General features: G+C 34.3%; 31 protein-coding genes, 1 tRNA gene and 1 pseudogene. 5 read left to right on the forward strand and 28 right to left on the reverse strand.

Going from position 1 to position 25,129, the window contains the following annotated elements:
- Positions 1-7 precede the first annotated feature (7 nt).
- From IGL93_RS08275 to IGL93_RS08345, 15 genes and pseudogenes are all read right to left on the reverse strand, one after another.
- Positions 8-238, reverse strand: a pseudogene (locus IGL93_RS08275) (hypothetical protein).
- 584 nt (positions 239-822) lie between these two features.
- Entirely contained in the window at positions 823-1,293 is a 471-nt protein-coding gene (locus tag IGL93_RS08280; RefSeq protein WP_002383811.1) for a hypothetical protein, read from the reverse strand.
- Between the two features lie 24 nt (positions 1,294-1,317).
- Positions 1,318-2,241 carry a DUF6731 family protein gene (locus tag IGL93_RS08285; protein ID WP_002383810.1) on the reverse strand — a complete coding sequence of 308 codons (924 nt, stop codon included), beginning with the start codon at positions 2,239-2,241 and terminating at the stop codon, positions 1,318-1,320.
- A gap of 266 nt (positions 2,242-2,507) precedes the next feature.
- Positions 2,508-2,579, reverse strand: a tRNA-Trp gene (locus IGL93_RS08290).
- 379 nt (positions 2,580-2,958) lie between these two features.
- On the reverse strand, positions 2,959-3,375 hold the full coding sequence (locus IGL93_RS08295) for an ArpU family phage packaging/lysis transcriptional regulator (RefSeq protein WP_129193381.1): 417 nt from the start codon (positions 3,373-3,375) through the stop codon (positions 2,959-2,961).
- Between the two features lie 907 nt (positions 3,376-4,282).
- Positions 4,283-4,717, reverse strand: a complete 435-nt coding sequence (locus tag IGL93_RS08300; RefSeq protein WP_185774506.1) for a RusA family crossover junction endodeoxyribonuclease — start codon at positions 4,715-4,717, stop codon at positions 4,283-4,285.
- An 8-nt stretch (positions 4,718-4,725) separates the two neighbouring features.
- Complete coding sequence (locus IGL93_RS08305; protein ID WP_010712210.1) at positions 4,726-5,025, reverse strand: MazG-like family protein; 300 nt, start codon at positions 5,023-5,025, stop codon at positions 4,726-4,728.
- Complete coding sequence (locus tag IGL93_RS08310; RefSeq protein ID WP_002357013.1) at positions 5,026-5,328, reverse strand: hypothetical protein; 303 nt, start codon at positions 5,326-5,328, stop codon at positions 5,026-5,028.
- 3 nt (positions 5,329-5,331) lie between these two features.
- On the reverse strand, positions 5,332-6,189 hold the full coding sequence (locus IGL93_RS08315; RefSeq protein ID WP_284954747.1) for a helix-turn-helix domain-containing protein: 858 nt from the start codon (positions 6,187-6,189) through the stop codon (positions 5,332-5,334).
- Positions 6,189-6,389 carry a hypothetical protein gene (locus IGL93_RS08320; protein ID WP_108355526.1) on the reverse strand — a complete coding sequence of 67 codons (201 nt, stop codon included), beginning with the start codon at positions 6,387-6,389 and terminating at the stop codon, positions 6,189-6,191. Before IGL93_RS08320 ends, IGL93_RS08315 begins: the two co-directional genes overlap by 1 nt.
- Before the next feature lie 4 nt (positions 6,390-6,393).
- On the reverse strand, positions 6,394-7,035 hold the full coding sequence (locus IGL93_RS08325) for a putative HNHc nuclease (RefSeq protein WP_129193384.1): 642 nt from the start codon (positions 7,033-7,035) through the stop codon (positions 6,394-6,396).
- 4 nt (positions 7,036-7,039) lie between these two features.
- Positions 7,040-7,774 (reverse strand): ERF family protein, encoded by a 735-nt coding sequence (locus IGL93_RS08330; RefSeq protein ID WP_002383799.1) that lies wholly within the window; start codon positions 7,772-7,774, stop codon positions 7,040-7,042.
- Positions 7,767-8,084, reverse strand: coding sequence for a hypothetical protein (locus tag IGL93_RS08335; RefSeq protein ID WP_002383798.1), 318 nt, complete (start codon positions 8,082-8,084; stop codon positions 7,767-7,769). The genes IGL93_RS08330 and IGL93_RS08335 overlap by 8 nt, the downstream gene beginning before the upstream one ends.
- A gap of 195 nt (positions 8,085-8,279) precedes the next feature.
- A complete protein-coding gene (locus IGL93_RS08340; protein ID WP_129193386.1) occupies positions 8,280-8,618 on the reverse strand; it encodes a hypothetical protein in 339 nt (112 codons plus the stop codon).
- Between the two features lie 36 nt (positions 8,619-8,654).
- A complete protein-coding gene (locus IGL93_RS08345; protein WP_002381721.1) occupies positions 8,655-8,864 on the reverse strand; it encodes a hypothetical protein in 210 nt (69 codons plus the stop codon).
- Positions 8,865-8,918: 54 nt separating this feature from the next.
- On the opposite strand from IGL93_RS08345, the gene IGL93_RS08350 reads away from it, so the two are divergent.
- On the forward strand, positions 8,919-9,107 hold the full coding sequence (locus IGL93_RS08350; RefSeq protein ID WP_002357001.1) for a YegP family protein: 189 nt from the start codon (positions 8,919-8,921) through the stop codon (positions 9,105-9,107).
- Between the two features lie 25 nt (positions 9,108-9,132).
- On the opposite strand, the gene IGL93_RS08355 is transcribed toward IGL93_RS08350, so the two are convergent.
- From IGL93_RS08355 to IGL93_RS08365, 3 genes are read right to left on the reverse strand one after another with little or no spacing between them, the layout of a single operon-like run.
- Positions 9,133-9,858 (reverse strand): Rha family transcriptional regulator, encoded by a 726-nt coding sequence (locus IGL93_RS08355; RefSeq protein ID WP_002381720.1) that lies wholly within the window; start codon positions 9,856-9,858, stop codon positions 9,133-9,135.
- 38 nt (positions 9,859-9,896) lie between these two features.
- Positions 9,897-10,208: a hypothetical protein gene (locus tag IGL93_RS08360; RefSeq protein WP_002381719.1), complete on the reverse strand. Its 312-nt coding sequence runs from the start codon at positions 10,206-10,208 to the stop codon at positions 9,897-9,899.
- 10 nt (positions 10,209-10,218) lie between these two features.
- Positions 10,219-10,395, reverse strand: coding sequence for a helix-turn-helix domain-containing protein (locus tag IGL93_RS08365; RefSeq protein ID WP_002364354.1), 177 nt, complete (start codon positions 10,393-10,395; stop codon positions 10,219-10,221).
- Between the two features lie 311 nt (positions 10,396-10,706).
- Here IGL93_RS08365 and IGL93_RS08370 point away from each other — a divergent pair, with 311 nt between their 5' ends.
- The 4 genes from IGL93_RS08370 to IGL93_RS08385 all read left to right on the forward strand — a co-directional run bounded on the left by IGL93_RS08370 (position 10,707) and on the right by IGL93_RS08385 (position 13,412).
- Entirely contained in the window at positions 10,707-11,039 is a 333-nt protein-coding gene (locus IGL93_RS08370) for a helix-turn-helix domain-containing protein (protein WP_002364355.1), read from the forward strand.
- A 16-nt stretch (positions 11,040-11,055) separates the two neighbouring features.
- Positions 11,056-11,400, forward strand: a complete 345-nt coding sequence (locus IGL93_RS08375) for an ImmA/IrrE family metallo-endopeptidase (RefSeq protein WP_002378467.1) — start codon at positions 11,056-11,058, stop codon at positions 11,398-11,400.
- A 35-nt stretch (positions 11,401-11,435) separates the two neighbouring features.
- Positions 11,436-12,164 carry an ion transporter gene (locus IGL93_RS08380; RefSeq protein ID WP_002392356.1) on the forward strand — a complete coding sequence of 243 codons (729 nt, stop codon included), beginning with the start codon at positions 11,436-11,438 and terminating at the stop codon, positions 12,162-12,164.
- Positions 12,165-12,263: 99 nt separating this feature from the next.
- A complete protein-coding gene (locus tag IGL93_RS08385) occupies positions 12,264-13,412 on the forward strand; it encodes a tyrosine-type recombinase/integrase (protein ID WP_002381716.1) in 1,149 nt (382 codons plus the stop codon).
- A 27-nt stretch (positions 13,413-13,439) separates the two neighbouring features.
- Here the strand turns inward: IGL93_RS08385 and comGD are convergent, their stop codons facing one another.
- The 10 genes from comGD to IGL93_RS08435 all read right to left on the reverse strand — a co-directional run bounded on the left by comGD (position 13,440) and on the right by IGL93_RS08435 (position 25,125).
- On the reverse strand, positions 13,440-13,883 hold the full coding sequence (gene comGD, locus IGL93_RS08390) for a competence type IV pilus minor pilin ComGD (RefSeq protein WP_075578573.1): 444 nt from the start codon (positions 13,881-13,883) through the stop codon (positions 13,440-13,442).
- The gene (gene comGC / locus IGL93_RS08395) at positions 13,880-14,155 is read right to left on the reverse strand and encodes a competence type IV pilus major pilin ComGC (RefSeq protein ID WP_002356991.1); all 276 of its coding nucleotides are present in this window, start codon (positions 14,153-14,155) and stop codon (positions 13,880-13,882) included. The genes comGD and comGC overlap by 4 nt, the downstream gene beginning before the upstream one ends.
- On the reverse strand, positions 14,155-15,201 hold the full coding sequence (comGB, locus tag IGL93_RS08400; protein ID WP_002356990.1) for a competence type IV pilus assembly protein ComGB: 1,047 nt from the start codon (positions 15,199-15,201) through the stop codon (positions 14,155-14,157). The genes comGC and comGB overlap by 1 nt, the downstream gene beginning before the upstream one ends.
- Entirely contained in the window at positions 15,158-16,126 is a 969-nt protein-coding gene (comGA, locus tag IGL93_RS08405) for a competence type IV pilus ATPase ComGA (RefSeq protein WP_002364362.1), read from the reverse strand. Before comGA ends, comGB begins: the two co-directional genes overlap by 44 nt.
- A 240-nt stretch (positions 16,127-16,366) precedes the next feature.
- A complete protein-coding gene (locus IGL93_RS08410) occupies positions 16,367-17,695 on the reverse strand; it encodes an APC family permease (protein WP_002396609.1) in 1,329 nt (442 codons plus the stop codon).
- 289 nt (positions 17,696-17,984) lie between these two features.
- The gene (gene rlmN / locus IGL93_RS08415) at positions 17,985-19,058 is read right to left on the reverse strand and encodes a 23S rRNA (adenine(2503)-C(2))-methyltransferase RlmN (RefSeq protein WP_002356987.1); all 1,074 of its coding nucleotides are present in this window, start codon (positions 19,056-19,058) and stop codon (positions 17,985-17,987) included.
- Positions 19,059-19,183: 125 nt separating this feature from the next.
- On the reverse strand, positions 19,184-21,013 hold the full coding sequence (locus IGL93_RS08420; RefSeq protein ID WP_010775955.1) for an ABC transporter permease: 1,830 nt from the start codon (positions 21,011-21,013) through the stop codon (positions 19,184-19,186).
- A complete protein-coding gene (locus IGL93_RS08425; RefSeq protein WP_002384339.1) occupies positions 21,003-21,752 on the reverse strand; it encodes an ABC transporter ATP-binding protein in 750 nt (249 codons plus the stop codon). Before IGL93_RS08425 ends, IGL93_RS08420 begins: the two co-directional genes overlap by 11 nt.
- 117 nt (positions 21,753-21,869) lie before the next feature.
- The gene (locus IGL93_RS08430) at positions 21,870-22,571 is read right to left on the reverse strand and encodes a GntR family transcriptional regulator (protein ID WP_002356983.1); all 702 of its coding nucleotides are present in this window, start codon (positions 22,569-22,571) and stop codon (positions 21,870-21,872) included.
- Positions 22,572-22,701: 130 nt separating this feature from the next.
- Positions 22,702-25,125 carry a DNA translocase FtsK gene (locus IGL93_RS08435; protein WP_002366902.1) on the reverse strand — a complete coding sequence of 808 codons (2,424 nt, stop codon included), beginning with the start codon at positions 25,123-25,125 and terminating at the stop codon, positions 22,702-22,704.
- Positions 25,126-25,129 lie beyond the last annotated feature (4 nt).

Below are 25,129 nucleotides of genomic sequence, written 5' to 3' on the forward strand. Positions count from 1 at the left end.
TAATTTATCACTTCACATACATTTCTATATTCTCTTGTATATGCTTATCTTTCCAACTACCATAACCACAATAAACTAGCTTGCACGCATCAATTTCCTTCGGCGTGGCTTCTCTCGTCATTTCAACAATAGATGCATTCTTTTTTATCTGCACAGACATTACAACACGCATTGAAACAGTTGAGTGCTTCGGATGTGGATATTCATGTGTTAACGATACCTACCAATAGCTTTTCATGTTCTCTCTCCTAATTGTTTTTATGTATATTTGTTTATTGTAAGACAAACACTTTAATCCCTGTTATACTCATTGAAAGACAGCAACTCCTTTTTCCTTCATGTAACACTTCCAGTTATTTCAAAACATAATCTGCTGTCTGGCCACTAGATATTTTATCTGGTGGTTTTTCATGCGAAAACAATCCAAATATCCGACAAAACTTGACAGCTATGTTACACTTGTTTTAGGTAGCACTCTTTCATAATAGCTAAAGTTCATAAACTACAAGTGACACGAGATTTTCACTAACGCTACCTAGCCACTAGATCCCATTTCTAGTGGCTTTTTTTGCACAAAAAATAAGTTTTGATGTGAATAAACGCTCTTTTATTCTTTATTCTTATTTGATATAATTTTTTTAGGTAGCAACTCCTTTTTGTAAATAGCAACCAACAAAAATTTTGCACGAATGCTACCTAGCCACTAGATCCCATAGTCTAGTGGTTTTTTTATGTACGAAAAAAAGACCACTCACTGAGTGATCTTTATATCGACGTGGCAGGAGTTGAATCTGCATGCCATTGATTAAAAAATAACTGTTCTTATTTATTAATGAACCTTTTCTTTTTTGGTTCAGATTCAAAAACTATTTCTAAACTCAAAATAATAGTCTGTAAAGACAACGCCATAAACAGCCCTGAGAAAAATGTCCATATATAAAATATTAGGATTGAAGCAAAGGTCTCTTTATACTGAAATATTTGGAGCATCATTGATAGTATCAAAGTAGTAAATGCACTTAATAAAGATATAAAGAGTTGATATTTTAATTTTTTTTCTATAGCAGATCCTCGTATATTCTTCATAAAACTAGTATCTTTTATAGTTATAAGAATTCCATAAAAAGCCGAATAGAAACCTATAATGATTGAAGTAAAATTAATCATAGAATCTAATAAGTTATCAAACCCTTTGTCATTATAAGAAAATTGGGTTAACGAACATATCAAGACAAATACAGCACCAGTTAAAAATGGAAAAATCCAAAAAAATATATGATGTTCCTTGTTCATGATATCTCACCCCTCTTCTTTAAACTATTTTACAGCATCGATAATTTGTTTTCTATACCCACCTTCATTAGGATGAAAATAATAATTTTTAATATTGTCTATAACACTATCTGATTTTAAAAATGCACCATCTGGCAAATCAAAAGAACGATACACATAGAGCTTTCCATTTATTAAATCATACTTTTCAACAGGTACCTCTTTTGATTTTTTTGCTGAAACAATTGCTGAACTAAATAAACTCTTATCTTGTTCAATTGCTGTTATTACTTCTTTCATTTGATCTTCTGATAAATCTTTTTTTGATCTCCCTGAACTAATTTCTATAACAAAATTTGTACCTTCAAATTTCTCAAATAGTTCCATAAAAGGACCTAATACTTTTCTCAATCCACTTCTATCACTAGTTGTATTCATAGAACCTGCTCTTAACTCTAGTTTACGAAATTTTTCATTAGCTAAGGCTTTACTAATAATCTCTTTATTTACAACTGGCAATAATTCAATCTCTACTAAATCATCACTCATTTCAGTAAAATAATCTTCAATACCTGAAGGTGACAAACTATGAATATTTCTTTGTACCATTAAAACAGATAGCTCTCTATCATACAAGCAACTAATATCCTCAGCAATATATTCTCCAGGATTTAACGGAATTTCTTTCAAAACTTCATTATTTAATTCTACATACGCAGGTTTATCATTTCTTAATCTAGTAAAATGCATTGCATATAATTCTGGACTACTAGAAACCTCAAAAAATCTGTCCATTCTAACTTTTTCCCCAAAAAGAATAACATCTCTATCAGTATAGTTACTTATACTATTTATCCTATCAGCTAATGGATATAGATCGAAAAGTCCTTTTACAATTTTTTCTCCTTCTTGAGCTTTTCCATTGACCTGGAAAAATTCAAATCTTACTTGTCTCTTCTTGTTTACCATTTAATAAACACTCCTTATTTAATTATACCTACTAAAATAATTAAATCAAAAAGAAGACAGAAAAACAAGCATTTTTCTTGACTTCTTTCTAGTAGATATAATCATAAGGATTACAATTTATATTATAAACGAGAACGAACGTTCGGTCAAGTGTAACTAATACTTACAAATAAAAAAGAGACGCCAGCTTGCTAGTGTCTCATAATGAATGTAGTAGAAACATCTATTGACGATCCTAATTTTATTTAAGCAGCAAAAGCTACTTACTGGAACAATAGGAGTCGAACCTATACCGACGGTTTTGGAGACCACTGCTCTACCAGTTAAGCTATATCCCATTAACACTCACAAACCTGTAGAAAAAAGAGAGAGGAATTACACCTCATTTCTTTTAGTTTGAGAACGTCTGATTTGTGAGTGATCATTGCAAACTACATAGCGCTATCTTGACAATTGCTTTCAGCGTACGTCTACGTGTAAGCTTCATGCCAAGTTTATTGCAATATTTGCTACCTAGACTAAACGAGACAGAAAGAACTGGACTTTCCACATCCTTATTCTTTATTTTTTTGTAGGTAGCCTCCAAAGATAAGCGAAACGGAGCTAAGATAGGTAATGCATGCCTTACCCTCGTCTCCTTATCTTTCGACACTACCATAATAACATCTAAATATTGATAAAAACCGCCAACTTTCCGCCAAAAAACCGCCAAAAATTTTATTTATATGCAATTATTTTTCCATTTCGATACGCTTCGGCAAATTCAATTAAAGCCTCTGACTTCATTCGTTGAATACTTCTTTCGGAATATCCAACTTCCCTAGCTATCTTGTAATTAGAGTAATGATCCTGCACACAGAAACTATAATGCAAAATTTGTCTGCTAGTTAGGCTCAATGCCATAAGCGCAGATACAATTGCGTCTCTTTCTGCTTCTGCATCTGCTAATTGTACTAGCGCATCTTCTGCTTTATTCCCGTGACTTTGGCTTTTAGGCATATCTGTAATAATTGGTGATTTTAAATCTATCAAAGAGCGACCAGCTATTCGCTCTAAACGTCTAAAACTCTTCAACACATTTCTAGCATTCGCTTTTGTTTGTCGAAAATCTACTTCTTTTAACAATAGAATCAAGTGAAATCGCTCCTTTTATGGTATAATAATTTATAATAAACATATCATCATTTAAGAGTTGCTTAGCGGAAACTAAGTAGCTTTTTTTATTTATCCAAACATATATAAGAAATGCTTATTCTTTGCTCATCAGCGACTCCATATGATATAAATTATACTAAGAATACTATTCCAATAGCTATTCACTTCTCAGCCAGTCGGCGGAAACCGACTGGCTATTTATTTATCAAAATATTCATCACTCATACATGTTTGTAGTCAACAAATTATTGGTTGACTATAAAGAAAACAATAATAATTCTACAATATTTTACAATCTTCCATTCGTCATCTTTCACATCATCTTTATTCATTTGATATTTTCCATCTAATAAATATTTTTGGCATAGAAAGTATTTTCAAATCTATTTTTCAATGGTATAATCACTTTAACTTTCTTGGGGATTTTATTTATGAAATAAATTTCCTCCTTTTCTACATTAACTTCTGGTAAACAGTTAATAGTAGTACACGTCTCTACAAGAGATTTATTGTCGATTTTTAATCGGCTATTTAATAGCACTTTATTTGGGGAAAGTGCTAACTCACACCTAAAGAACAACTGGCGGAAAACAGTTGTTTCTACCACATAAGTCAGCTAGTGGTCAGCTGGCTTTTTTTGTTGCCTTAAATTTCATAGTAATGTATTATTAATTGTCTCTATCTGAGATGAAAATGTATCTATAACTAGCTAGCGGAAACTAGTTAGTTTTTTTATACTATTTTTTGTTGGTTTTAAAACTACTTAGCCTTTTTATATAAATGTGAACGTCGAATAATTGAATATTAAATTCTTTAAATTTAAGCATCTTCTTTACTCGCTTTCTAACCGAATAATTCTCTTTGATCTGTTTACCCGTTTTACCCACTACACTTGTTCCTCCAAACTTGTAATTTCTAGTTCTGTTCGTGGTCGTATACTGTACAACTTTTGACAAACCATTACAGCAATTTGACCATCGTTTTTATATAAAATACCTTCGGCAGCATCAGTGACTGCTTTGAAATAATTATCCAAATCAGGCTTTTTATCGCAATATTTCCGCTCTAATTCCACTTCTAAGCGTTTCTTATTAGAGCTTAGTACATATTTAGGAGCAGAAATATAAAACATCACATGTGCGAAAACTGGCCCTTTTTCAATCAACTTTGCTCTTGATTTACGAAGATAATTCTTTACTTGATTTTTGTATTCTTTCATCGCTCGATCTTCGTAGGTTTGAACATAATTTCCGCGCCTTGCGAATCTTGGGCGACTTTGTGGCTTAGGCTCAATCGGTAGAATAATTCGCATCTTTTCCACCTCGAACCTTACAAATCGGCTTCTTTGACGAATACTCCGTTTACCATTTCCCCTTGGCGATTTTTGATTTCACTATATGCTTGATTTAGGCATTCGTATAAGTCCATGTTATTTTGCATAGCGAGAATAATTAATGTCACAACCACATCACCGATACCATCTCTTAGGTCGTTTTCGTTGTTTCTTGCCAATGCAGCACCAACTTCTCCGACTTCCTCAATCACTTTTAGCATTTGCTTTTCGGGTTCCGCTTTATCTAAACGCTTTTCTTTCGCCCATTCTTCCACTAATTTAACTAATTCATTCATCTAAAATTCCTCCCCGAAATCTAATTCACGTTTTAGCTTGCTGTGAATCGATTCTAGCTCTTTTTTGTATTCTTTGACTGTTTGTATTGTTTTACCACTAGAAAGCACATAATCGCGTTCTATTGCGACGAGAGCCTTACTTAAATTGCCATAATAACCAATCAAAGCGAGAGACTCTTTTTCTGTACCGTCTTTATCAGTCAAAATGGTTAACTCTCCGTGTTCGTTTCGTCTCGCTTTATTTACGATTACTTGCTTATCATCGCTAGTAATTCGATAATCAAGTACCTTCATTTCAATCATGATTTACTCTCCTCCCGACAATTCTTGTATTTGTCTTTTTAGAGCTGCTTGCTCTTCTGGTGATAATTTTTCCTCTTCTTGTTTTGGTTCATTTACCCAATCTGGTAATTGCTCTTGTCTAACTGGAGGATTCGTATATCTTGCTTGCGTTGTCGTTTCAGACAAGTCGTATTCATCGTTAAAACGTTCATCACGTATCCAGCGGAACAATTCTTGTGGATGATACCAGTCGTTTAATTTGATATACTTAAGATAATCTTTGTATCCTGTTTTAAACCGTTCGAAATCTTCATCTGACTTAATTTTCTTTAAGAATTGCTCTTTGGCTTTTTTCTTATTGGTTTTCTTCGGATATGTTTTCCAAACTTTTTCAAATAATTCAGACATGGTTGAACTTTGTTCAACACTATATATATTCTTTGTATTATTCTTTGTATTATTATTTAATGTATTATTCTCTATGAAGTTTTCTTCACTAGGGGTAGTGAAATTTTCTTCATCCCCCTCCTGATGATTTTTTCCATAGGTGATGAAATTTTCTTCACTAGGGGTGTAAAATTCTGTATCAGTTGGATACGGTAAGATATAGATATGTCTCCGATCTACCATTTTGCTGTTTGGCTTATAAAAAATTTGCATTTTTATATAGTTTCTTTCTTCTAACTGTTTCAGCCATGAAATAATTGTTCGCTTGCTAACTTTATACAGATTTGCAAAATATTGATTCGTTGCCCAACAATAGCCTTTTTCATTTGCTAATGCTGTTAGCTCTCCATACAATAATTTTGCATTCCCATTTAAGTGGTTATCATAGCGAACAATCGCTGGGATAATGGCGTAATATCCTCTATGTTCATTCACTAGTTATCCTCCTCATCAACAACGACCGTATAAACATATTTATGCTTAATTTCTCCGTTAACGACTTTTTTTATTGTTTGTGCTTCAATAGCTATTCCTTTACCATTTCTTGAACCGATATAGACAAATACTAATAGTTCAAAAAATAGTTTTTGACTCGATGTTAATTGCCTGTATTTTTCAAGTAATTCCTCTACCAAACTGTTAGCCTCCGATATTCAACTTCTTACGTTCTTCAACGTTTAGTTTTACTGGTTTAATTTGATACTTGTTTAAAAAGTTCTTAGTACCTATCTGATGTTCTTCTTGATGATGTTGACGACAACCAGCGTAAAAAGTAAATGTTTCGTGATTAATCTTTTGACGATTTCGCCCCGTACCGACTACCTCGATATGACAAACATCGGCATGTTTCCCACAAATACAACACTTACGGTATTTAAGGCAGTAATAAAACCATTTGTTATTTTCTAGCAAGTATTGGTATCTCTTTTCTAGTGGTACATCATTTTTCAAAATGAATTCGATTAAAAAACTAATCCATTCTGTTGCTTCATGTCGTGTAGCCTTACTATGTTCAAAATACACACCACTTTTAGTTTCGTAGTAATACTTTAAAACTTCCTCTATCCATTTGGGTTCGTCATAACTCCAACGAGCTATATCAGCTATTAAAACGTGAGAAAGTGCATTCTGTTTTTGAGACATTTGTCGATTATCTAATAGTTCAACTTTTACTAAATTGTCATCGTTGTTAGCTAGGAGTTTGAGGAAATTCGAGTTGATCTCATCCTCAAACTCAATCGCCAATTTATTTCCTTTGTGTTTTATGATTTTTCCAATCATTCAATCACTTCTTATCTTCTTGAACCTTCTGCCTAGATTCATAAAAATTTATCCACTTCGCAAGCAATTTAGAAATAACACCATAATCATAAGCACTATATTCTTCAAATGCTTTTTTAGGATTCAAATCAGAATCATTTATAGCTAACGATTTCACAGCTTCAAATTCTTGCCCTGCCAGCTCGGCTACTCTACTAATTGATGCGTTCAACATATCAATTTGCCGTTCAGTAATTGTAGTATTTTTTAGCTGTTCTTTTTGGTATTTATCAGGATCGTCATCATCTGTTGCAATATTAAAAAATTTCAATAAAAAATATTTTTCCGCATACGTTAGTGCTTTTCCTACCCCCTTTTCTCCTTCAATATCTACTCCTTGGCTATACCATGAACAAGCAACAATCTCAGAAGGATTATGAATATTAATCCATGTCATCATTAACTCTAGCTCTGTAAAATACGTTGTACGTTTTTTGGCTACAGGCTCTTTCTTTACTTTATCCGCTTTCCATACCTCATCTTGTGATTCCCGAACTTGATGAGCAACAATTTCTGGCTTCAAAATTAATCCAACTTGATTTATGACTGTATTTAATGCGGATAGTACATCGCTTGACCCCACATAGCTGTACTGCTGGCCACGTTTACTTTTTTGAATATATGGTGCTTTTTGTCTCACATACGCTAATTTTTGATAAACATTCAACTTAGAAAAATCTGTTTTGGTTGCTTCAGTCATTCAATAAGCCCTCCTTATATCTTTTTCCTGAACTCACATATTCAATTAAATACACGTTTTCTTCGCCTAATTCTTCTATCAAATCAACGATTGTATCTTGTGTAGCAATTTTTTTACAAGTGAGTACTGGTTGTCCTGTATAAAGACATTTCATTGCAAAAGTTATCTCAAACACACCGTCTTCATCAGCAATTTCATTTCCAAAATAATCAGTAGTATCCACTGGATCATCTTCATAGGTTTCCTTATGTGGTTTTTCAGTCGGCTCTGTTAAATATCTGTCTAGTGCATTTGCTTCTCTACGATTCATTCACAAAACCTCTTTTCTGTGTTACAATTTTTCTAGTATAATTTTGTATGCGACTATTTGCTTGGCGGCGTAGTCGCTTTTTTCATCATGCAATCCCTCTGTGCTCTTTTTGTTGCGCAATGTATAGTTGACTTTTTTGTTGTTTGTACCATAAATCAGCTAATCTTTTTGCTTTGTTTAACTTTTCTTTTCTAGTCATTTCAACTCACCTCGAAAAATCTTCGATAATATATCCATCAAATCGTTTGGATCATCTGTGACAAAAGTATGTGTATTTTTAGTCGTAGTTTCTGTTTCAATACCGTACATCTCTTTTAATAAACGATGTTTTGGACAATCACAATCTGATTGTTCCAGTTTTTCTTTTGTTAGTGTATATTGGCTATGTGCAGCAATGGCTACTATCGTGCCTTTTCCAACTTGAGATATTGCCATCTCTCCTTCTAAATCGATAGCTGCCAAAGATAAAGCTACATCTTCTTTCTGGCATTCTTTTGCTAGTTTTTTAATCAATTTTTGAATTTTATCGTTCATTTTGGTATACTCTCCTTAGTTCATTTTGTATGTGTCCTAATCGTTGGCAGACGATTGGGGCTTTTTATTTTGTCTTTTTTGAAAATGCTGATACTCCGCTTCATCCCAGTTGAAAAACCAACGGATAAAAAAAGGTACACTTATTGTTGCCAACACTGGAACTGAAAAGTGGATTTTCAATAACACACCTAGCGCAATCATCAATAAAAATGCGCCTATCAATCGTGATTCACGTATTGCTTTCATATTTACCCTCCTATAGTTTTTTTGATATAATTCAGTTGAAAGTGGGGTGTCAAAATGTTTTTTGTAATAAAGAAAGCTTCTAATAAAAAATACTATTTTGTAATTAAAACCGAAGAAAATGAAGTAATCGCATCAAGTAAGACTTATTACTATAAATCTTCTGTTTTAGAAATTATTGAATCTATCAAAAGTGATATGGATCAAAAAGCTATTATTGTTGACACTACTTTTAACTGGGGATAAGTTAAGGCTTATCCTTTTATCATTACTAGCCTATTTCTTTAAGCATATCTCCATTACCATTAGCCTTATCAATTCTTGCTTGTAATTCTAAGTTAGGCTTCCATCTAGGAATTAGAGCTAAAGCTTCTTCATATCGAACTTTTGGAATGTCTACATAAGAGGCTACATCGAATAATGCTTTCAATTGTTTATAGCAATTACTAAAGGCTGATTGCTTAATACTTGAATCCTGATAAGCCAATGTTTTTTTGCCACCTAATACTTTGATAACGGTTGATGAAACTAGCCCTTGTATCTTTCGTTGTTGGCTTCTATTAATTGTAGTTTCTGTTTCTAGCTTATCTAAACGTTGATTTACAAGAGTCAATCCACGTTCATGTTTTAACGCAGCTTCTAATAACAATTCTGTGTTATTAATCGGTAAGTTTGATTGAGTTTTAAGCAATTCCTCCATTTGGTTAAAAGCTTCAATGTATTTCAGTTTGAATGAATCTGCTTTTTTTCCAGTGAATCCAAATGCAATGAAAGAAAAGCCATCTCGATTCATGTAGTACAATCTTTGTTTTCTACCTCTTGAATCTTTGTATTCTCCTTCAGCAAACATGTTTTGGTAATAAGCCGAATTTTCGGCCGATTGAATTTTAGCCTCTATTGCTTCAATAACATGCTTATGTTGTTTTTCAAATACTTCAGCAACTTGTAAACTAGTTGTTACTGCTTGTTGGTTTTTCATAATTACTAAGTTGTCCATTTTTTCCTCCTTAAATTGTTTCTGTATCGCTCTTTCCTTTAATCCCAATGATTCATGATGTCATTACAAATTTTTATAGCTTCTTTAGCAGGCCAATATCTTTTTCCCTTGCTAGTACCAGGCTTTCTTTTCTCGATCATTTGCATACGTTTATCTTTTACAAAATTTTGTTCAACTTCGGGAACAGACATTGAATACCTTGACGATAATTGTTTGATGTCTAAATACTCGGCACGTTCATTTAATCCTTGGCTAGCTTCATCTATTACTTGCTCAAACATTTTTCTTAGAATCTTTTCTATAATGTTGTATAGAAAGTTTTTTGAAGATGAATCTAGAAAATTTTCCATTCTAATCACCTCACTTGATATTTAAGATTTTTTTGATTTTCTGAACTTGCTCTTCTGAACGTCTGCGGCCATGAAGTATATCTGATAAGTACGGACTTGAAATCCCTAGTTGTTTTGCTAACCAAGATTGGTTTTTCCCTGCACGAATTAGAGCTGCTCTAACATCAATCGCTAAGTCTTGTGACATATTTATTACTCACTCCCTTTTATTTTTAAATTGTAAGCTAAAAAATTAGCTAATTTAATAAAATCCGTTGACACTTTCTAACACATATTGTAAAATGAACCCATAGCTAAATAAGACTTTAAAAGCCTTCTAAATCAATACTTTTACCGTTCCCCAACGATTTTTAAGTTTTATTTGTAGGTTTTATTTGAGAACTTATTAGCTAATAAATTAGCTTACGTGATTATATTACTAACAAATATTGTAAATGTCAAATGTTTTTACTAACTTTTTTTGTAAATAACACGTAACTAGAAGGAGAATGCATTCATATGAACCTCTTGGAACGTATAAAAAAACTAGCAAAAGATAGAGATGTGTCTATTTATCAGCTTGAAGAAGAAATAAATATTGGACGAAATACTATTTATCAATGGAATAAGCGAACACCTTCTTCGGATAAACTTGAAGCTGTAGCCAATTATTTTAATGTTTCTGTTGATTATTTATTAGGTCGTACTGAAAATCCAAACCAAGCTGGTGCTAAACCATCTGATGATTTAGATGAAGTATTAGACAATGTGATGAGTTTCGATGGTGAGCCTTTGGATGATCATGATCGGGAAGTTATTCGTGCTTATTTGAAAGGGAGATTCGGAAAATAATTTAAAGGTGTGCTATATGAAAAGTATCAAAGAGTTGGTGGAAGAATATGAAGTAGAGTTAGTTTTCGCTCCAATAAATAAGCGCGCATGTTACGAGCCAGTCAAAAGAATAATTTTCGTAAATCAAAATTTATCTATCGAAGAACAAGAAGAGTCTATATTCCATGAGTTCAAACATGTTGTCTCCCATTCGGATTATATTGAGTTATATAAAATTCCTTCTTTTAGAAATAAGATGGAAGCTGAGGCAGATTATCATATGTTTAAATGTCTTATTGAAAAACATGACGGGCAATTTAATTATTCTAATGTGATTACTCATTACAATTTAAAGATGGGACAGGAAACTTATTTAAATTAAAAAAAGCTTGGTATTTAGAGAGTGAGAGAATTTCATTGAAGATAAATCAAAAAATCTATAATTACTCTGTTGTTGTCTTAGCATTAATTTCAATTGCTTTAGTTATTTTTGATTTTTCAAATGTTATTAATATTAGTGATCCACCATTTAACATTATTGATAATTTTATCTTAATCACATTTACAATTGACTACATTGTTAGATTCATTATTTCAAAAAATAAAATCAAATTTTTTAAAGAAAATATTTTTGATCTGATTGCAATAATTCCTTTTGATGCTATTTTTTCTTTCTTTAGAATCGCTAGGTTATTTCGAATAGCTAAAATAGCTAGACTTGCAAAGCTAACAAGAGCGATAGGTGTGGTTGGCAAATTAACAAGAAACACTAAATCATTTTTAAATACGAATGGATTTTTAAACGTGATTTATTTAAGCTCAGTTCTTATTGTTATTTCAGCAATGATTTACTCATATGCAGAAAATGTCCCGTATATTGATGCATTTTGGTGGGCTTTAGTGACAACAACTACTGTTGGTTATGGCGATATTTCACCAGCTACGCCATTAGGTAGAGTTGCAGCAATCATTTTAATGATTTTAGGAATTGGATTTATTGGTATGCTTACTTCAACTATTACAGAATATTTTAATAAAAGTAATAATAAAGATGAAGAATCAAATGATAAAATTGAAATACTAATTAATAAAATTGATCAATTAGAAACTACGATTGAACAACTAAAAGAGGAAATAAAAAAATAACGCACCCTCTCCGACCAAGAAGTTAGTGCGTTAAAAATAGAAACAAAATAGGCTTATTTTGTTACGCCTATTTTACCACAAAGAAAAGGACGTGAAAATATGGCGAAACTAAATTGGTCCAAAAAATACAAATATGTTTTTTCTTACTCAAATAAAAAAGGAACTTTTTGGGGATATCGCTATCCTTATTACAACTCTCTAAAACACCGAAAAGAAGCTAGCAAACGTGGATTTGAAAGCGAAAGAGCAGCGAATAAAGCATTGCTAAAAATCCAATATGCTTTAGAAACACAAAACACTTCCTTCATCGAAAATAAACAACTCACCATAGATGAATGGATCGATGTATGGATACCTTACGCCCAAGACAATTGGAGTGTTTCAACTAAACAAAACATTGAATCTGCTATCAAATTTCACATATCACCATTAATTGGAAATCAAAAACTATCTTCTTTAAATAAGATTACCTATAAACGAGAATTTATTGATAAATTAAGACAAAAAAACAAATATACAGAATCTACCATCCAAACTTGGCATAAAATTGTAATGAGGATGATTAACGCTGCAGTACACAATCAAATCATCCCTAGCAACACGCTAACAGGCTTTAAATTTGATTTAAGTAATAATGTTCGTTCGTTCTCTAAAAAGGAATTACAGCGATTTGTGGCGGTTTTAGAAAACGAAGATATTCAAACACAAGTTATATTTTTGACTCTGCTAAAATCTGGAATGAGAAAAGGTGAATTGATGGGGCTTCGTTGGAATGATATTGATTTAAACGAAAAATATTTCGATATCAATTCTACACGTGGTGATTACGGTGAAAACAAACCTAAAACAAAAACCAGTATTCGTAAAGTTTATTTTGACAACTCATTACTCACTTTAATAAAAAAATACAAAAATCACGAGAAAGAACGGCTTCTTAGAGAAGGTATAATTTTAAGAGAAAAGGACTATTTTATTTTAAGTTCTCGAAATTTACCTATCAAACAATCAAGAATTACGTATATATTTCGCCTGTTATGTGAAAAGGCAGAAGTTCAAAACATAACCGTGCACGGGCTAAGACATACACATGCAACGTTTCTAATTGAAGCAGGAGCAAACATTAAATATGTTTCAACCAGGTTGGGACACAAGAATATTAATATAACTTTGGATGTTTATAGCGATGTATTAAAAGAAGAAGAAAAAGAAACAGCTGATATGATGGATAAACTTATTGAGAACTTGTGATTTGTGGTAAAACTGTGGTAAAAACATTCAAAACCATTGATATATAAGCACTCTACCACTCCCCATCTGAAATTGTAAAATAAGTTGCTGTTTCTTTTCAGTCCAAGTAAAAATATATTTCACTAAACGGCCATTGTTCCCTGACGAATGAAGAAAACTGAGTTTGCTTGGGCCACTCACTGTCATTTTTTCAGGTACAGCTAGTAAAGTCCTTCGAGCTGATTGGTTCAATTTATCAGGAAATGAAAAGCTTTGTTGTTCTTCAAAAAACCAAACTTCTTGTGTTTCCTCTAAAACAATTGCTTGCTGTTGCGCAAAACGAAGTTGTTTTTCTACCGTAGCAAGAAACTGTTCAATTTTTAATGTTTCTTGCCAGCGGTGAATAGCGAGTGTTGGGAGCATAGTCATAAAGCAAACAATCGTTAAACTAGCAAGTGTTTCCATTAATGTGAATCCTGCTGACTTGTTCATTGCTTTTCTGCTGTATATTTATCTAACTGCTCTTTAGTAATGTAGCCTTCGTTGACTAATTCATTTAAGGAAGGCGTCTTATTTTTTTCTAGTGTGTAGAGCTCGATTTGTGATTCTACAATTTTTACGATTGCTTCATTGCCTTTTTTGTCAACTGTTTCTTTATGTTTCGCTAAGTTAGGGACAAAAAGTAAAATCAATACGGAAATAATCAATAAGACAATCAACATTTCTAATAATGTAAACCCCGCGTATTTTTGTTTCTTTTTCATTATAAAACTCCTTCCATATTGCCATAAATAGGCAGCAACATTGCCCCATAAACACCGATAATTAAACAAGCAATTATGATAAAAATAAGTGGTTGAACGAGAGTAATGACTCGTTCAATTTTTTTGAAAAAACCTTGGAAACAGACATTACTATAAACCATCAACTCCTTGCCTAATTTTCCTTTTACTTCTCCTTGTTGAATCATTAAACCCAATGCTTTTGTAAAAAAAGGATAAGCAGCTAATTGTCTATGTAAGGTTTCACCAACTAGCAGTCCTTCACTAATCGCTCCAGCTAATTCTTTCATTAAGGGGTAATTGGTTGTATGGCGCATCAAATCGATGACCTCTTTCATTTCTAATCCTTGCGCAAGCAACTTCCCCCATTCTAGTGCAAAAAAAGCACTGACGTATTCCCGATAAAGGCCACGGATAATGGGCAGTTTCAGATATACGAAGGCCCGCTGAATAGCAGACTGATGCTTCAAATAACGATTTAAAATGAAGAAACTAAATGAGAGGACAAAAACTAAGGTAACCAGAATGTATGGACTGTAAACAATCAGAAGAATCCCAATATTTTTAGAATAACTATTGGCATCATTTTCCATTAATTGGGGCAATAAAAATTGCCGAATACCAACAATGACGAGAATCAAAAAAACAATCAGGAGCAGCGGATAACTAATTATTTTATAGAACTGTTGCCGATATTTTTCCGTTTGAAAAAAATGTTCGGAAATCGCTTGTAGTGTCCCTACCAAATCCCCGTGTGCGGTAGCAAACGACAATTGTGCCGAGACCATTGTTGAAAATCCTAATTCTTCGACTAAAGCTTGTAAGGCAATGCCTGAGGAAAAGCCTTCAACTAAAAAAGTTATACTGTGCTGAGGTAATGCGTTTGATTTTTTCATGAAGGAAAAACTTTCTTGTATATTAAAACCATTTGCAAGTAAATCCGCTAATAGTTTCAGAAAAAGCTGCTGTTGTTTTTTCGTTAATTTATTCGATGGCTTGAAAATACGTTTTTTCTGTAATAAACCCATACGCCCACGCCTTTCTTAGATTCTTTTGCCAACTACTCTTTATAACGGCTTCCTTAAAGAAGAAATAATCATAAAGAATTCCCGCTACTTGTTCCTTATTAATCGTGGTTGTCAAAATCTGTTGATAAATGATACCTTGCAAGCATTCAGCCAATTCATGCTCTGGGCCACCTAATTCTATCAAACGCCGTTGCACCCCCAATAAGTTACGGGCGTGAATTGTCGCAAAAATAGTATGACCCGTTAAGGCGGCTCGAATAACTGCTTGAGCCGTCTCGCCATCACGAATTTCACCAATAATCAAAATATCAGGATGATGGCGCAAGCAAACTTTGATTAAGGCTTCATAAGTTAACTGAATTTTTTCATTTGTTTGCAACTGTAAAAACTGCTTTTCCTCAATTTCAACAGGATCCTCAATCGCTATCACTTGTTGTTCGCCACTTCTTTGTTTAGCCACACGATACATGGTTGTTGTTTTCCCAGAACCAACTGGCCCACTGAATAAATAAAGTCCTCGTTTCTGACAAGATGCTTCAATTTCATTTAGCTGGTGGGGAAAGAAAAAATGTTCAGCTTGTTCACCAAATCGGTGCAAAAAACGAATTACCAAGCTCTCTCGATTCTGAAAATCTCCCACAGATGATAAACGCAAGCGTTGCTTCGTCTCGCCAATTAGATAAGTTGTCGCGCCTAATTGCGCTTTTCGTCTTTCTCCGACATCCATACCACCGATAAATTTAAAGTGGAAAATTAACTTTTCGCCTATTTCTGCGGAAACTTGTGTGTAAAGTGTCCGTTGCATCCCTGTCCGAAAAGAGATAGCTATTTCGGTATCATTGGGTAAAAAATAAACGTCTTGCGCCCCATGAAGGACGCCCCATTCAATTAATTGATGAGCTAATTTTTTTACATTTTCAGTCATTCATTTCCTCCTCTCACTAATAAACTACGCATTTATTTTATGATTTCAGCAAAAAAAAGAACCTTCACCAGTAAGATGAAGGTTCTTTTTTTGAAGTTTGCGCTGTCCATCTATCTTCCCCAAAATAGTGGAACTCCTAGACACTTAGTATTATACTAAAAAAATCTTGCGTTTAGTTTTCAAAAATTTCTCTGAATCACAAAATTTTTGAGAAAAACTATGATAATTCGATTGGATCGTTTACGTTTTTGGCTTCGTTTTTTGTTTATTAACTAAATAAACTGGAATTCCTAGAAGCGTAATTCCTATACCAATCAATGCTAGAATAGGCTGTGTAATACTCGTTGTAACCAAGATGAAGATACCACCTAGACTTGCGATAATTGGAATAATTGGATAGCCAGGAACCTTATACGGTCGTTTTAATTCAGGTTCTCGTTTTCTTAAAATAAAAACGGCTAAGAAAATTAATAGATTAAACAACCACATAACAAAAACTAACATATCCGTCAATAAATCGAAGGTCCCGAAAAACATCATGATAATGGCTACAGCTAACTGGAAAATTCCAGCAACGTAAGGAACAACAAAGCGTTTAGACAACTTTTGAAACTGACGACTAAAAGGCATCAGATTATCTAAGGCTAAGGCATAAGGAATCCGAATCCCTGTCATTGTGTAGCCGTTTAACGCACCATATACAGAGATTAAAATCCCAATAGTTACGATTTTGCCGCCAATTGGTCCAAAAATAGCCACAGAAGCATCCGAAGCTGCATTCAAATTCCCAGCGATTTGCTCAATTGGTAATGTTTTTAGAAATACAAAATTAATTAAAGCATAAATTAAAGTAATCAATAACAAACCAAAAATAATGGCTTTAGGCAAGTCTCTTTCTGGTCGCTTCATTTCACCAGCCACGTTACCCACACCTAGCCAGCCATCATAAGCAAACATGGTGGCAACTAAGGCGCCACTAAAAGCAACTAAAAAGCCAGTATTCGCTGTTGTTTCAATGGGAAAAAGCGAAACAGCTACTTGTCCTGGAGTAAATAACCCCACTAAAGAAATCAAGGCAATTGGAATCAGTTTTACTACCAATGTCGTTGATTGGACCAAAGAAGCAATTTTTGTTCCTAATAAATTAATTACGGTGATACTGGTTCCCGCAAGAATGGCAATTGGAATCAATAAATTTGCCGATAAATGAAACAAATTGATTAGTTGTGTACTAAAAATAATGGATAACGCCGAAATGTTGGCAGGATAATAAATGATACTTTGTGCCCACCCTAAAAGAAAACCAGCTAATTTACCATATGTATATTCAATATACTTCACTGCGCCACCTGTTTCAGGGATTGCTGTAGCAAGTTCGGCGCTGGTTAATCCTGCACAAATGGTTAAGGCACCACCTAACACCCAAGCAAAGATAGCTAAACTAGCTGACTGTGCGTGTCCAACGACACTCGCAGCTTTAAAGAAAACACCAGCGCCAATCACCGTACCCATTACCGTGGATAACGCACCAAACGTTGTTATCTCTCTTTTTAATTGCTTTTTCTCCATAGACTCCCTCATTTCATTTAAACTAAAAAAGCGTAACAAAATTTCACTTTCTTGAAAAGATAACGAAAATAATAGCTGTTTTCATGAAAAATTCTGTGACGATCTCTTTTCAGTATAGCTATTTCTTTTAGAATTTCAAGTTTGAAAACCACAAAAAGAAAATTTGTCATAAAAGTTTTAGAGCATTCATCTTTTGTTTATAAACAAGAATTGAAAAACCGACGATTTTTTATTAAATAAACGAAAAATCGAATCAAAAAGAAACCTTTCTGATCCGATTTTAACTATGTTATTGGTTTTTGACTTTTTCTTTTTTCATTTGTTTACTGCGTAATTGTCCGCAAGCCGCATCAATATCTGTTCCGTGTTCTTTACGAATAACACAATTGATGCCATTCTTTTTGAGTACATCATAAAATTTTAAAACCGCTTCTTTAGAGCTTCTGCTATATTGATCGTGTTCACTCACTGGGTTATACGGAATCAGATTAACATAAGAAAGTTTTTTCTTATTCCGTAATAAATCTGCTAATTGTTGAGCATGTTCTGGTCGGTCGTTCACTTGACTCAACATAATATATTCAAATGTAACACGTCGGTTGGTTTTTTCAATGTATTCATCAATTGCTGCCATTAATTTTTCAATTGGAAAACTACGATTAATCCGCATAATTGATGTACGGACTTCGTTGTTAGGAGCATGTAATGAGATTGCTAAGTTTACTTGTAGTCCACTGTCTGCAAATTCACGAATTTTTGGCACTAAACCACTTGTTGAAACTGTAATATGACGGGCACCAATAGCCAAGCCTTTATCATCATTAATCGTTCGTAAAAAGTTCATGACATTGGCATAATTATCAAATGGTTCACCAATTCCCATCACAACGACATGGCTAACACGTTCATCCAACCCACGTTCATCGAAATAATGTTGCACCCACATAATTTGGGCTACAATCTCGCCAGCAGTTAAATCTCTTTGTTTTTTTAATAGCCCACTAGCACAAAATGTACACCCAATATTGCAACCAACTTGAGTGGTCACACAAACAGATAATCCATATTCTTGACGCATCAAGACTGTTTCAATCATATTTTTATCTGGTAATTCAAATAAATATTTTACGGTACCATCTTGTGCTTCTTGCACAATGACTTGTTTTAATGGATTTAATGAAAAATTTTCTTCTAATAAAGTCATCAACGATTTAGAAATGTTCGACATTTCACTAAATGAAGCAACACGTTTTGTATACAACCATTCCCACACTTGTGTTGCGCGAAATTTCTTCTCGCCATGGGCTAAAAACCAGTCCACAAGCTGTTCTCTCGTCAGTCCATAAATGGATTCTTTCTGCATTTCTTTTCCTCATTTCTGCTATTACATTAGCTTCATAACTATAACGTATTCTCACTTTGAATGCAATATCACGAAGAGCCTCAAAAAAAAATCGTTAAGCGTGCATGCTTAACGATTTTTTATAATTAATCTTTCACTAAGTGATAAACTTTTTTGAAGTAGAACGTTCTAGCAATTAAATAGTAAACGACCTGAATCAATAAGAAAACACCTAAAACTTCCCAGCCAGCTAATTGCATTGGCTGATCTAAGACAGCATACATTGCTTTCAAAGCAACAGCTCCATGAATAAATGAAACAACAATTGGGGTAAAGAATAAAATACCTACTTGTTGGTAAATCATTTTCTTCAATTCTTTTTTCGTCAAGCCAAGTTTGTAAATCATCTTGAATTTTTCAACATCCGTATTCATATCACTGTATAAACGGAAGTATAAGAAACTACCCGCCGAAACAAAGAACACGATACCGATAAATAGTCCGACAAATAGAACTGGCGTATAAAATTGCGTAATACCTGCAACTGTAGCCGCGGTTCCTAGTAACATGGGATACTTGTCACCAATAATATTTTCAGCATCAATTAAGGTTTCTTTATCTGTGCCTTCTTTTGGTTGCCAAATTGTTTCTGTTTCCGATTTGATTCCATCTGTTGAGGTACTATCTGGGATAACAACCACACCGCCAAAAGTCGGTAATACATTGGTTTCTTCTGTTTTATCAATGTTTAAAACTTGATCATTTCCCAATTGAACAGATTTGACATCTACTGATGCAGCAGAAGGAGCATCTTTTTGTGATAAATTAACTACTTTCTCACCTGTTAAAGTTGGTTCATCTATAAATTTTGCGAGTTTATTATATTCAGATGTTTTGATTAATTGGATACCGGCACTTGTTTTGTACATTGTGTAATCAATCTGATCAAACTGAATATTTTTTTCTTGGAATGTTTTTGTCGCAAATTGTTTCATTTCTTGATTTTCTGGGTTGGTCGAATCAGACAATGTCAGTTCGTACGGTACAGAACTTATTCCTTTAAAAATCATCTCGTTCACGCCGTATAACGTTCCAATGGCAGCAAAAGCAACCGTTGATATCACCGAAACCAAGAAGAACGAACGTGCATTATCTTTCATGCGGAATGCTAAATCTGATAAAACGACCATATTGGTTTTTTTCCAAAAGATTTTTGGTTTCCGTTTTAAACGTTCAATGACAGAAACACTCAATTGGTCAAATAAGAATTTTGTCCCTAAAATAACTAAGAAAATTACTGGGAACATCACCATTAAAACTAACTGTCCCTTAGCAACTAAAGCAATTCCGTAACCGACAACTAAAAGCAACACGGCTAAGAAAGATTTAACTTTAGAGCTTTTGATTTCACCTTTACCCATTTCCCCTGCTTTTAATAGCTCTTGAAGTGTCGCTTTTGGCAAGCGGAATTGAATAAAGAAAGAAATTACTAAGAACAAGACCGCAAATGAAATGACAGTAATGATAAACGGCATCACTGGCAAATAAAAACCTAAACCTAGATGCATCAATAAATTGCTAATCCATAAAATAAACTGTGAAAATCCAACACCTAAAATGCTACCAAAAATTGTAGCAAAGAAACCAATCACTAAGTTTTCAATAAAAATCATTTTCTTTAACTGTTTTGGACTCATCCCTTGAATCATCAAGGTTCCAAACTCTTTTTTCCGAGATTGGATAAAGACATCCATCGAGTATAAAACGAATAAGAAAGAGAAACCATAGATTATAATTGCCGCAGCCGTCATTCCCATTTGTGCTTTAGGATTTAAACCATTAGCTAAGGCTGGGTGAAAGACAAAACCAGTGAACGTAAAAAAGATCATCACAGAAAACATTGTACTTAGGAAATAAGCCAAGTATAAATGCTTATTTCGAATCGTGTTTCTTATAACAAACTGATTAAAATTCATTATCGACACCTTCAATCTCAGCCAGTTTCACCATGATTAAATCGTAGAATTCTTTTTGGTTGCCGTTTTGGATAATTTCATCAATTAATTCACCATCTTTAATAAAGACAATGCGCTTGCAATAACTTGCGGCTAGCGGATCATGGGTCACCATTAAAATAGTCGCCGCTTCTTCTTCGTTTAATTGTTGTAACAAGCCCATCACATCCTTAGATGATTTCGTATCTAAGTTTCCTGTTGGTTCATCAGCCAATAATAATTGTGGATGATGAATCATTGCCCGAGCAACGGCGACCCGTTGTGCTTGTCCACCAGAAATTTCTGCAATTCGTTTTTTCAACAGATGATTGATACCTAAACGCTCACTTAATTCTGCTAATTGTCGTTTCATTACAGAGACTTTTTCTCCATCAAGCGTCAATGGCAAAATAATATTTTCTTCAACAGTTAATGTTGGCATTAAATTAAAGCTTTGAAAAACAAATCCTAATTCTGTACGACGGAATTTAGCAATTTGTTCTTGATTCAAATTGTTTGGATTTTTTCCATTTAAAAGTATTTCACCGTCTGTTGGACTATCGATTGTTGCCAACAAATTTAAAAGTGTACTTTTTCCACTTCCAGAAGGTCCCATAATACCAATAAATTCACCATCTTGGACAGTTAAATTAATCCCTTTTAAGGCTTCATATTTAATTTCGTTTCCGTAAACTTTTTTCAAATTTTGTACTTCTAACATATTTTCCACTCCTATTCTTCTCACTCATTTAGTGTATCGAAAACGAAAAAAAACGACAATAGAAAAGAATAACAATGAACTTACATTACTGTAAGTGCACTGTTATTCTTTTAAAAGTTATGCTTCATATTCAATCACATAAGGATGAATCTTCGTATTATAAATAGCTTCTGAATATTCTACGCAACGACCTGTTGGGCTTAACGAACGCCGAATTCTTTTTAAGCCCGTTGTTTCAGTTGTTTGCAACATCTTTTGCTCTGCTTCTGTCAAAGTTGCAACTTCAAAACGGTCTTCAAATTTATAAATTTCAATGGCATGTCGATCCATCAAACGATACAAGGATTCTTCTTTGTATTCAGTCAATGATACGTCTTTCATGGCAGCTGGCAAATAGTAATTAAAATAAATATAGGGTTGTTCATCGATTAGATATAACCGTGAAAGGTGAACCACTTCTTCTCCTAAAAATTGATAAGCCGGCATCTCTTTTGACAACGTCAAGTTTTCAACTTGTAAAACTTTTTTAGTGACTTTCTGACCTGATTCATTCAAAAATTCAGTGAATGTCCCTGCTTTTGATAGTTTATTATAGGGACGATTGCTTAACACAGTTGTGCCTCGGCCACTTTTTTTCTCAACAAATTCTTCTGTTGCTAACATTTCGATTGCCCGCCGAATCGTAATTTTACTAACGTTAAACATCTCTTCCAATTCTGTTTCTGTTGGTAAAAACGTTCCTACTGGATACTTGCCACTCAAAATATCTTCTTTAATCTGATCTGCTACTTCTAAATAAAGCACGCTCTTTCTTCTCATGATACGCTCCCTCCCAACCGCACTATTCCTTTCTATTTTACCAGAAAATGATGATTATAACATGATGCTTTGCTGAAATTATAAAAAAAGAACAAAAATAGATAAATTTATCTATTTTGGTTCTTTTTGTTTATTGTTCTGGTGTTTCAGGTGCTGCCTCTTCTGATTCCGCTTGTAGAAAGACTTTTCTTGGTTTGCTACCTTCTGATGGTCCAATAACTCCGTGTGCTTCCAATTCATCTACTAAGCGAGCCGCACGATTATAGCCAATTCTAAAACGTCTTTGTAGCAATGAAATACTAGCTGTTTGCATTTCAACTACCAAGTTTTTCGCTTCTTCAAACAACTCATCTTGAGGAGCTTCGCCACCGCCTGAAGTGGTCGGTTCATCCGTTGGCATCATGCTTTCTTGATATTCAGCTTCTTGTTGGTCCGTTACAAACGCAACCACTCGTTCGACTTCTTGATCAGAGATAAAGGCCCCTTGGATACGAATTGGTTTATTTTCTCCCATTGGTAAGAAGAGCATATCGCCTCGACCTAATAGTTTCTCCGCCCCGTTGGTATCAATAATGGTACGCGAGTCTGTCCCACTTGAGACCGCAAAAGCCATTCGAGAAGGGACATTTGCTTTGATGATTCCTGTAATGACATCCACACTTGGCCGTTGTGTCGCTAAAATCATATGAATGCCCGCTGCCCGTGCCATTTGGGCTAAGCGGATAATCGCATCTTCTACTTCGTTACTTGCCACCATCATTAAATCAGCTAACTCATCAACAATGACAACAATAAATGGCAGAATCGGACGATTTTCGCCATCTTCCGCATTTTTCTGTTGAATTAGTTGATTGTAACCAGTGATATTTCGGACGCCTGTTGCTGCAAATTTTTCATAACGAAATTCCATTTCTTGAACTACTTTTTGCAGGGCTTGTGCCGCTTTTCTCGGATTAGTAACCACTGGCGTTAATAAATGAGGAATCCCGTTATACACATTCAATTCCACCATTTTCGGGTCAATCATCATTAATTTTACTTCATGGGGTTTCGCTTGCATCAAAATACCTGTGATGATGCCATTGATAGCAACCGATTTCCCACTCCCTGTCGATCCTGCAATTAATAAATGCGGCATTTTTGATAGATCCGCAGTTTGAACCATCCCTGAAATATCTCGACCTAAAGGTACTTCTAGTAGTTTATCTGGATGACTTGGTTGTGCCTCAACAATATCTCTAAAGGATACTGTACTAATTGCACTATTAGGAACTTCAATCCCGATTAGTGATTTCCCAGGAATCGGGGCCTCCATACGAACATCTTTGGCCGCAAGCGCTAAAGCAATGTCATCCGTCAAGTTAACAATTTTGCTAACTTTTACCCCCACAGCGGGTTGAACTTCAAATTTTGTGACAGATGGTCCTAAACTAGCTTTGACTACTTTAGCATCAACACCAAAACTCTTGAAGGTTTGTTCTAAGACGCCAATATTTTTTTCGATTTTTTCATATTCACCACTTTGATCCGTTGCTTGAATTGTATCTAACAAATCAGTTGGTGGTAGTTGATAATCACGATCTTCCGCTTCTTCAGAAATTTCAAATTCGAGAACACCAGCTTCATCTGACGCCTCTTCTTCCTGCTCTCGTTGCGGTTTTGTTGCTGCGATTGGTGGTACAGGCATCGCCTGATTTTGCTGTTGAAACGAATCAATTTGAACAGGCGTTGGTGCGGCCGGTTCTTCCACCATTGGTTGGTGGGTTTCAACTGGTGTTTTTGTTAAGCGCTCGGCTGCCGCTTGTTCCATACGTTCCCGCTCTTGTAATTTTTGTTGGGCAGCGGCTTCAATTTTTGCTTGGCGTTCTGCAGCTTTGGCTTCTTTCTTCGCTGCTCGCTTCGCCTCTTTTTCTTCTTGTCGCGCCTGTGATTTTGCCGAAACATGACTTAGGCGATCTTGAATACTTTGGAAATGATCAACGATTTGCTGAAAATCCCACATACTCATCAAGAAAATACCCGCTAACAATAGCAATGTAGCAATTAAATAGCTACCAAATTGTGCCACCAAAAAGTACGTTCCTTGATAAAGCAGCGCGCCAATCATACCGCCCCCTACGTTTTGCGTCACTTGGTTAGCTTTTAGATCGCTTTGTAAAAATTCCCAAGTGTTACCTAAAATATCTGGTTGACTGCCACTAACATTTCGAAACATAAAGGCATGGAAAAATAACAAAACACTAATATAAATCAGAACAGCCCCAAAAATAGGGCGCCCTCTTTTTAACGGAAAATCTTTCCCATAAATCATGACTAATAAGCCATACAGGATTAGTAAAATCGCTGCAAATGGAAAGGTATTACCTACAACTAAGCGTAAACAATTCGCTAATAACGTGCCTAAAAACCCTAAGCGAAAGAGTCCAAAGACACCGAATAAAATAAAAATCAGGCCAAGAAACATATAATTTAAACGTTCTTGTTGTTGCTGTTGTTTTTTGGTCTTTTTCTTTGTCGTACTTTTTTTCTTATTTGTTGCTCTTTTTTGTGCCATTTAA

This window comes from Enterococcus sp. DIV1328a (genome assembly GCF_050536905.1).
In the GTDB taxonomy this organism is placed as follows: Bacteria; Bacillota; Bacilli; order Lactobacillales; family Enterococcaceae; genus Enterococcus; species Enterococcus faecalis.

Bases quoted from the DNA above. Each gene is read 5' to 3' on its own strand.
- IGL93_RS08280 (WP_002383811.1), bottom strand. From the start codon at position 1,293: ATGAACAAGGAACATCATATATTTTTTTGGATTTTTCCATTTTTAACT.
- IGL93_RS08285 (WP_002383810.1), bottom strand. From the start codon at position 2,241: ATGGTAAACAAGAAGAGACAAGTAAGATTTGAATTTTTCCAGGTCAAT.
- IGL93_RS08305 (WP_010712210.1), bottom strand. From the start codon at position 5,025: ATGAATGAATTAGTTAAATTAGTGGAAGAATGGGCGAAAGAAAAGCGT.
- IGL93_RS08310 (WP_002357013.1), bottom strand. From the start codon at position 5,328: ATGATTGAAATGAAGGTACTTGATTATCGAATTACTAGCGATGATAAG.
- IGL93_RS08325 (WP_129193384.1), bottom strand. From the start codon at position 7,035: ATGATTGGAAAAATCATAAAACACAAAGGAAATAAATTGGCGATTGAG.
- IGL93_RS08330 (WP_002383799.1), bottom strand. From the start codon at position 7,774: ATGACTGAAGCAACCAAAACAGATTTTTCTAAGTTGAATGTTTATCAA.
- IGL93_RS08335 (WP_002383798.1), bottom strand. From the start codon at position 8,084: ATGAATCGTAGAGAAGCAAATGCACTAGACAGATATTTAACAGAGCCG.
- IGL93_RS08340 (WP_129193386.1), bottom strand. From the start codon at position 8,618: ATGAACGATAAAATTCAAAAATTGATTAAAAAACTAGCAAAAGAATGC.
- IGL93_RS08345 (WP_002381721.1), bottom strand. From the start codon at position 8,864: ATGAAAGCAATACGTGAATCACGATTGATAGGCGCATTTTTATTGATG.
- IGL93_RS08350 (WP_002357001.1), top strand. From the start codon at position 8,919: ATGTTTTTTGTAATAAAGAAAGCTTCTAATAAAAAATACTATTTTGTA.
- IGL93_RS08355 (WP_002381720.1), bottom strand. From the start codon at position 9,858: ATGGACAACTTAGTAATTATGAAAAACCAACAAGCAGTAACAACTAGT.
- IGL93_RS08360 (WP_002381719.1), bottom strand. From the start codon at position 10,208: ATGGAAAATTTTCTAGATTCATCTTCAAAAAACTTTCTATACAACATT.
- IGL93_RS08365 (WP_002364354.1), bottom strand. From the start codon at position 10,395: ATGTCACAAGACTTAGCGATTGATGTTAGAGCAGCTCTAATTCGTGCA.
- IGL93_RS08370 (WP_002364355.1), top strand. From the start codon at position 10,707: ATGAACCTCTTGGAACGTATAAAAAAACTAGCAAAAGATAGAGATGTG.
- IGL93_RS08375 (WP_002378467.1), top strand. From the start codon at position 11,056: ATGAAAAGTATCAAAGAGTTGGTGGAAGAATATGAAGTAGAGTTAGTT.
- IGL93_RS08385 (WP_002381716.1), top strand. From the start codon at position 12,264: ATGGCGAAACTAAATTGGTCCAAAAAATACAAATATGTTTTTTCTTAC.
- comGD (WP_075578573.1), bottom strand. From the start codon at position 13,883: ATGAACAAGTCAGCAGGATTCACATTAATGGAAACACTTGCTAGTTTA.
- comGC (WP_002356991.1), bottom strand. From the start codon at position 14,155: ATGAAAAAGAAACAAAAATACGCGGGGTTTACATTATTAGAAATGTTG.
- comGB (WP_002356990.1), bottom strand. From the start codon at position 15,201: ATGGGTTTATTACAGAAAAAACGTATTTTCAAGCCATCGAATAAATTA.
- comGA (WP_002364362.1), bottom strand. From the start codon at position 16,126: ATGACTGAAAATGTAAAAAAATTAGCTCATCAATTAATTGAATGGGGC.
- IGL93_RS08410 (WP_002396609.1), bottom strand. From the start codon at position 17,695: ATGGAGAAAAAGCAATTAAAAAGAGAGATAACAACGTTTGGTGCGTTA.
- rlmN (WP_002356987.1), bottom strand. From the start codon at position 19,058: ATGCAGAAAGAATCCATTTATGGACTGACGAGAGAACAGCTTGTGGAC.
- IGL93_RS08420 (WP_010775955.1), bottom strand. From the start codon at position 21,013: ATGAATTTTAATCAGTTTGTTATAAGAAACACGATTCGAAATAAGCAT.
- IGL93_RS08425 (WP_002384339.1), bottom strand. From the start codon at position 21,752: ATGTTAGAAGTACAAAATTTGAAAAAAGTTTACGGAAACGAAATTAAA.
- IGL93_RS08430 (WP_002356983.1), bottom strand. From the start codon at position 22,571: ATGAGAAGAAAGAGCGTGCTTTATTTAGAAGTAGCAGATCAGATTAAA.
- IGL93_RS08435 (WP_002366902.1), bottom strand. From the start codon at position 25,125: ATGGCACAAAAAAGAGCAACAAATAAGAAAAAAAGTACGACAAAGAAA.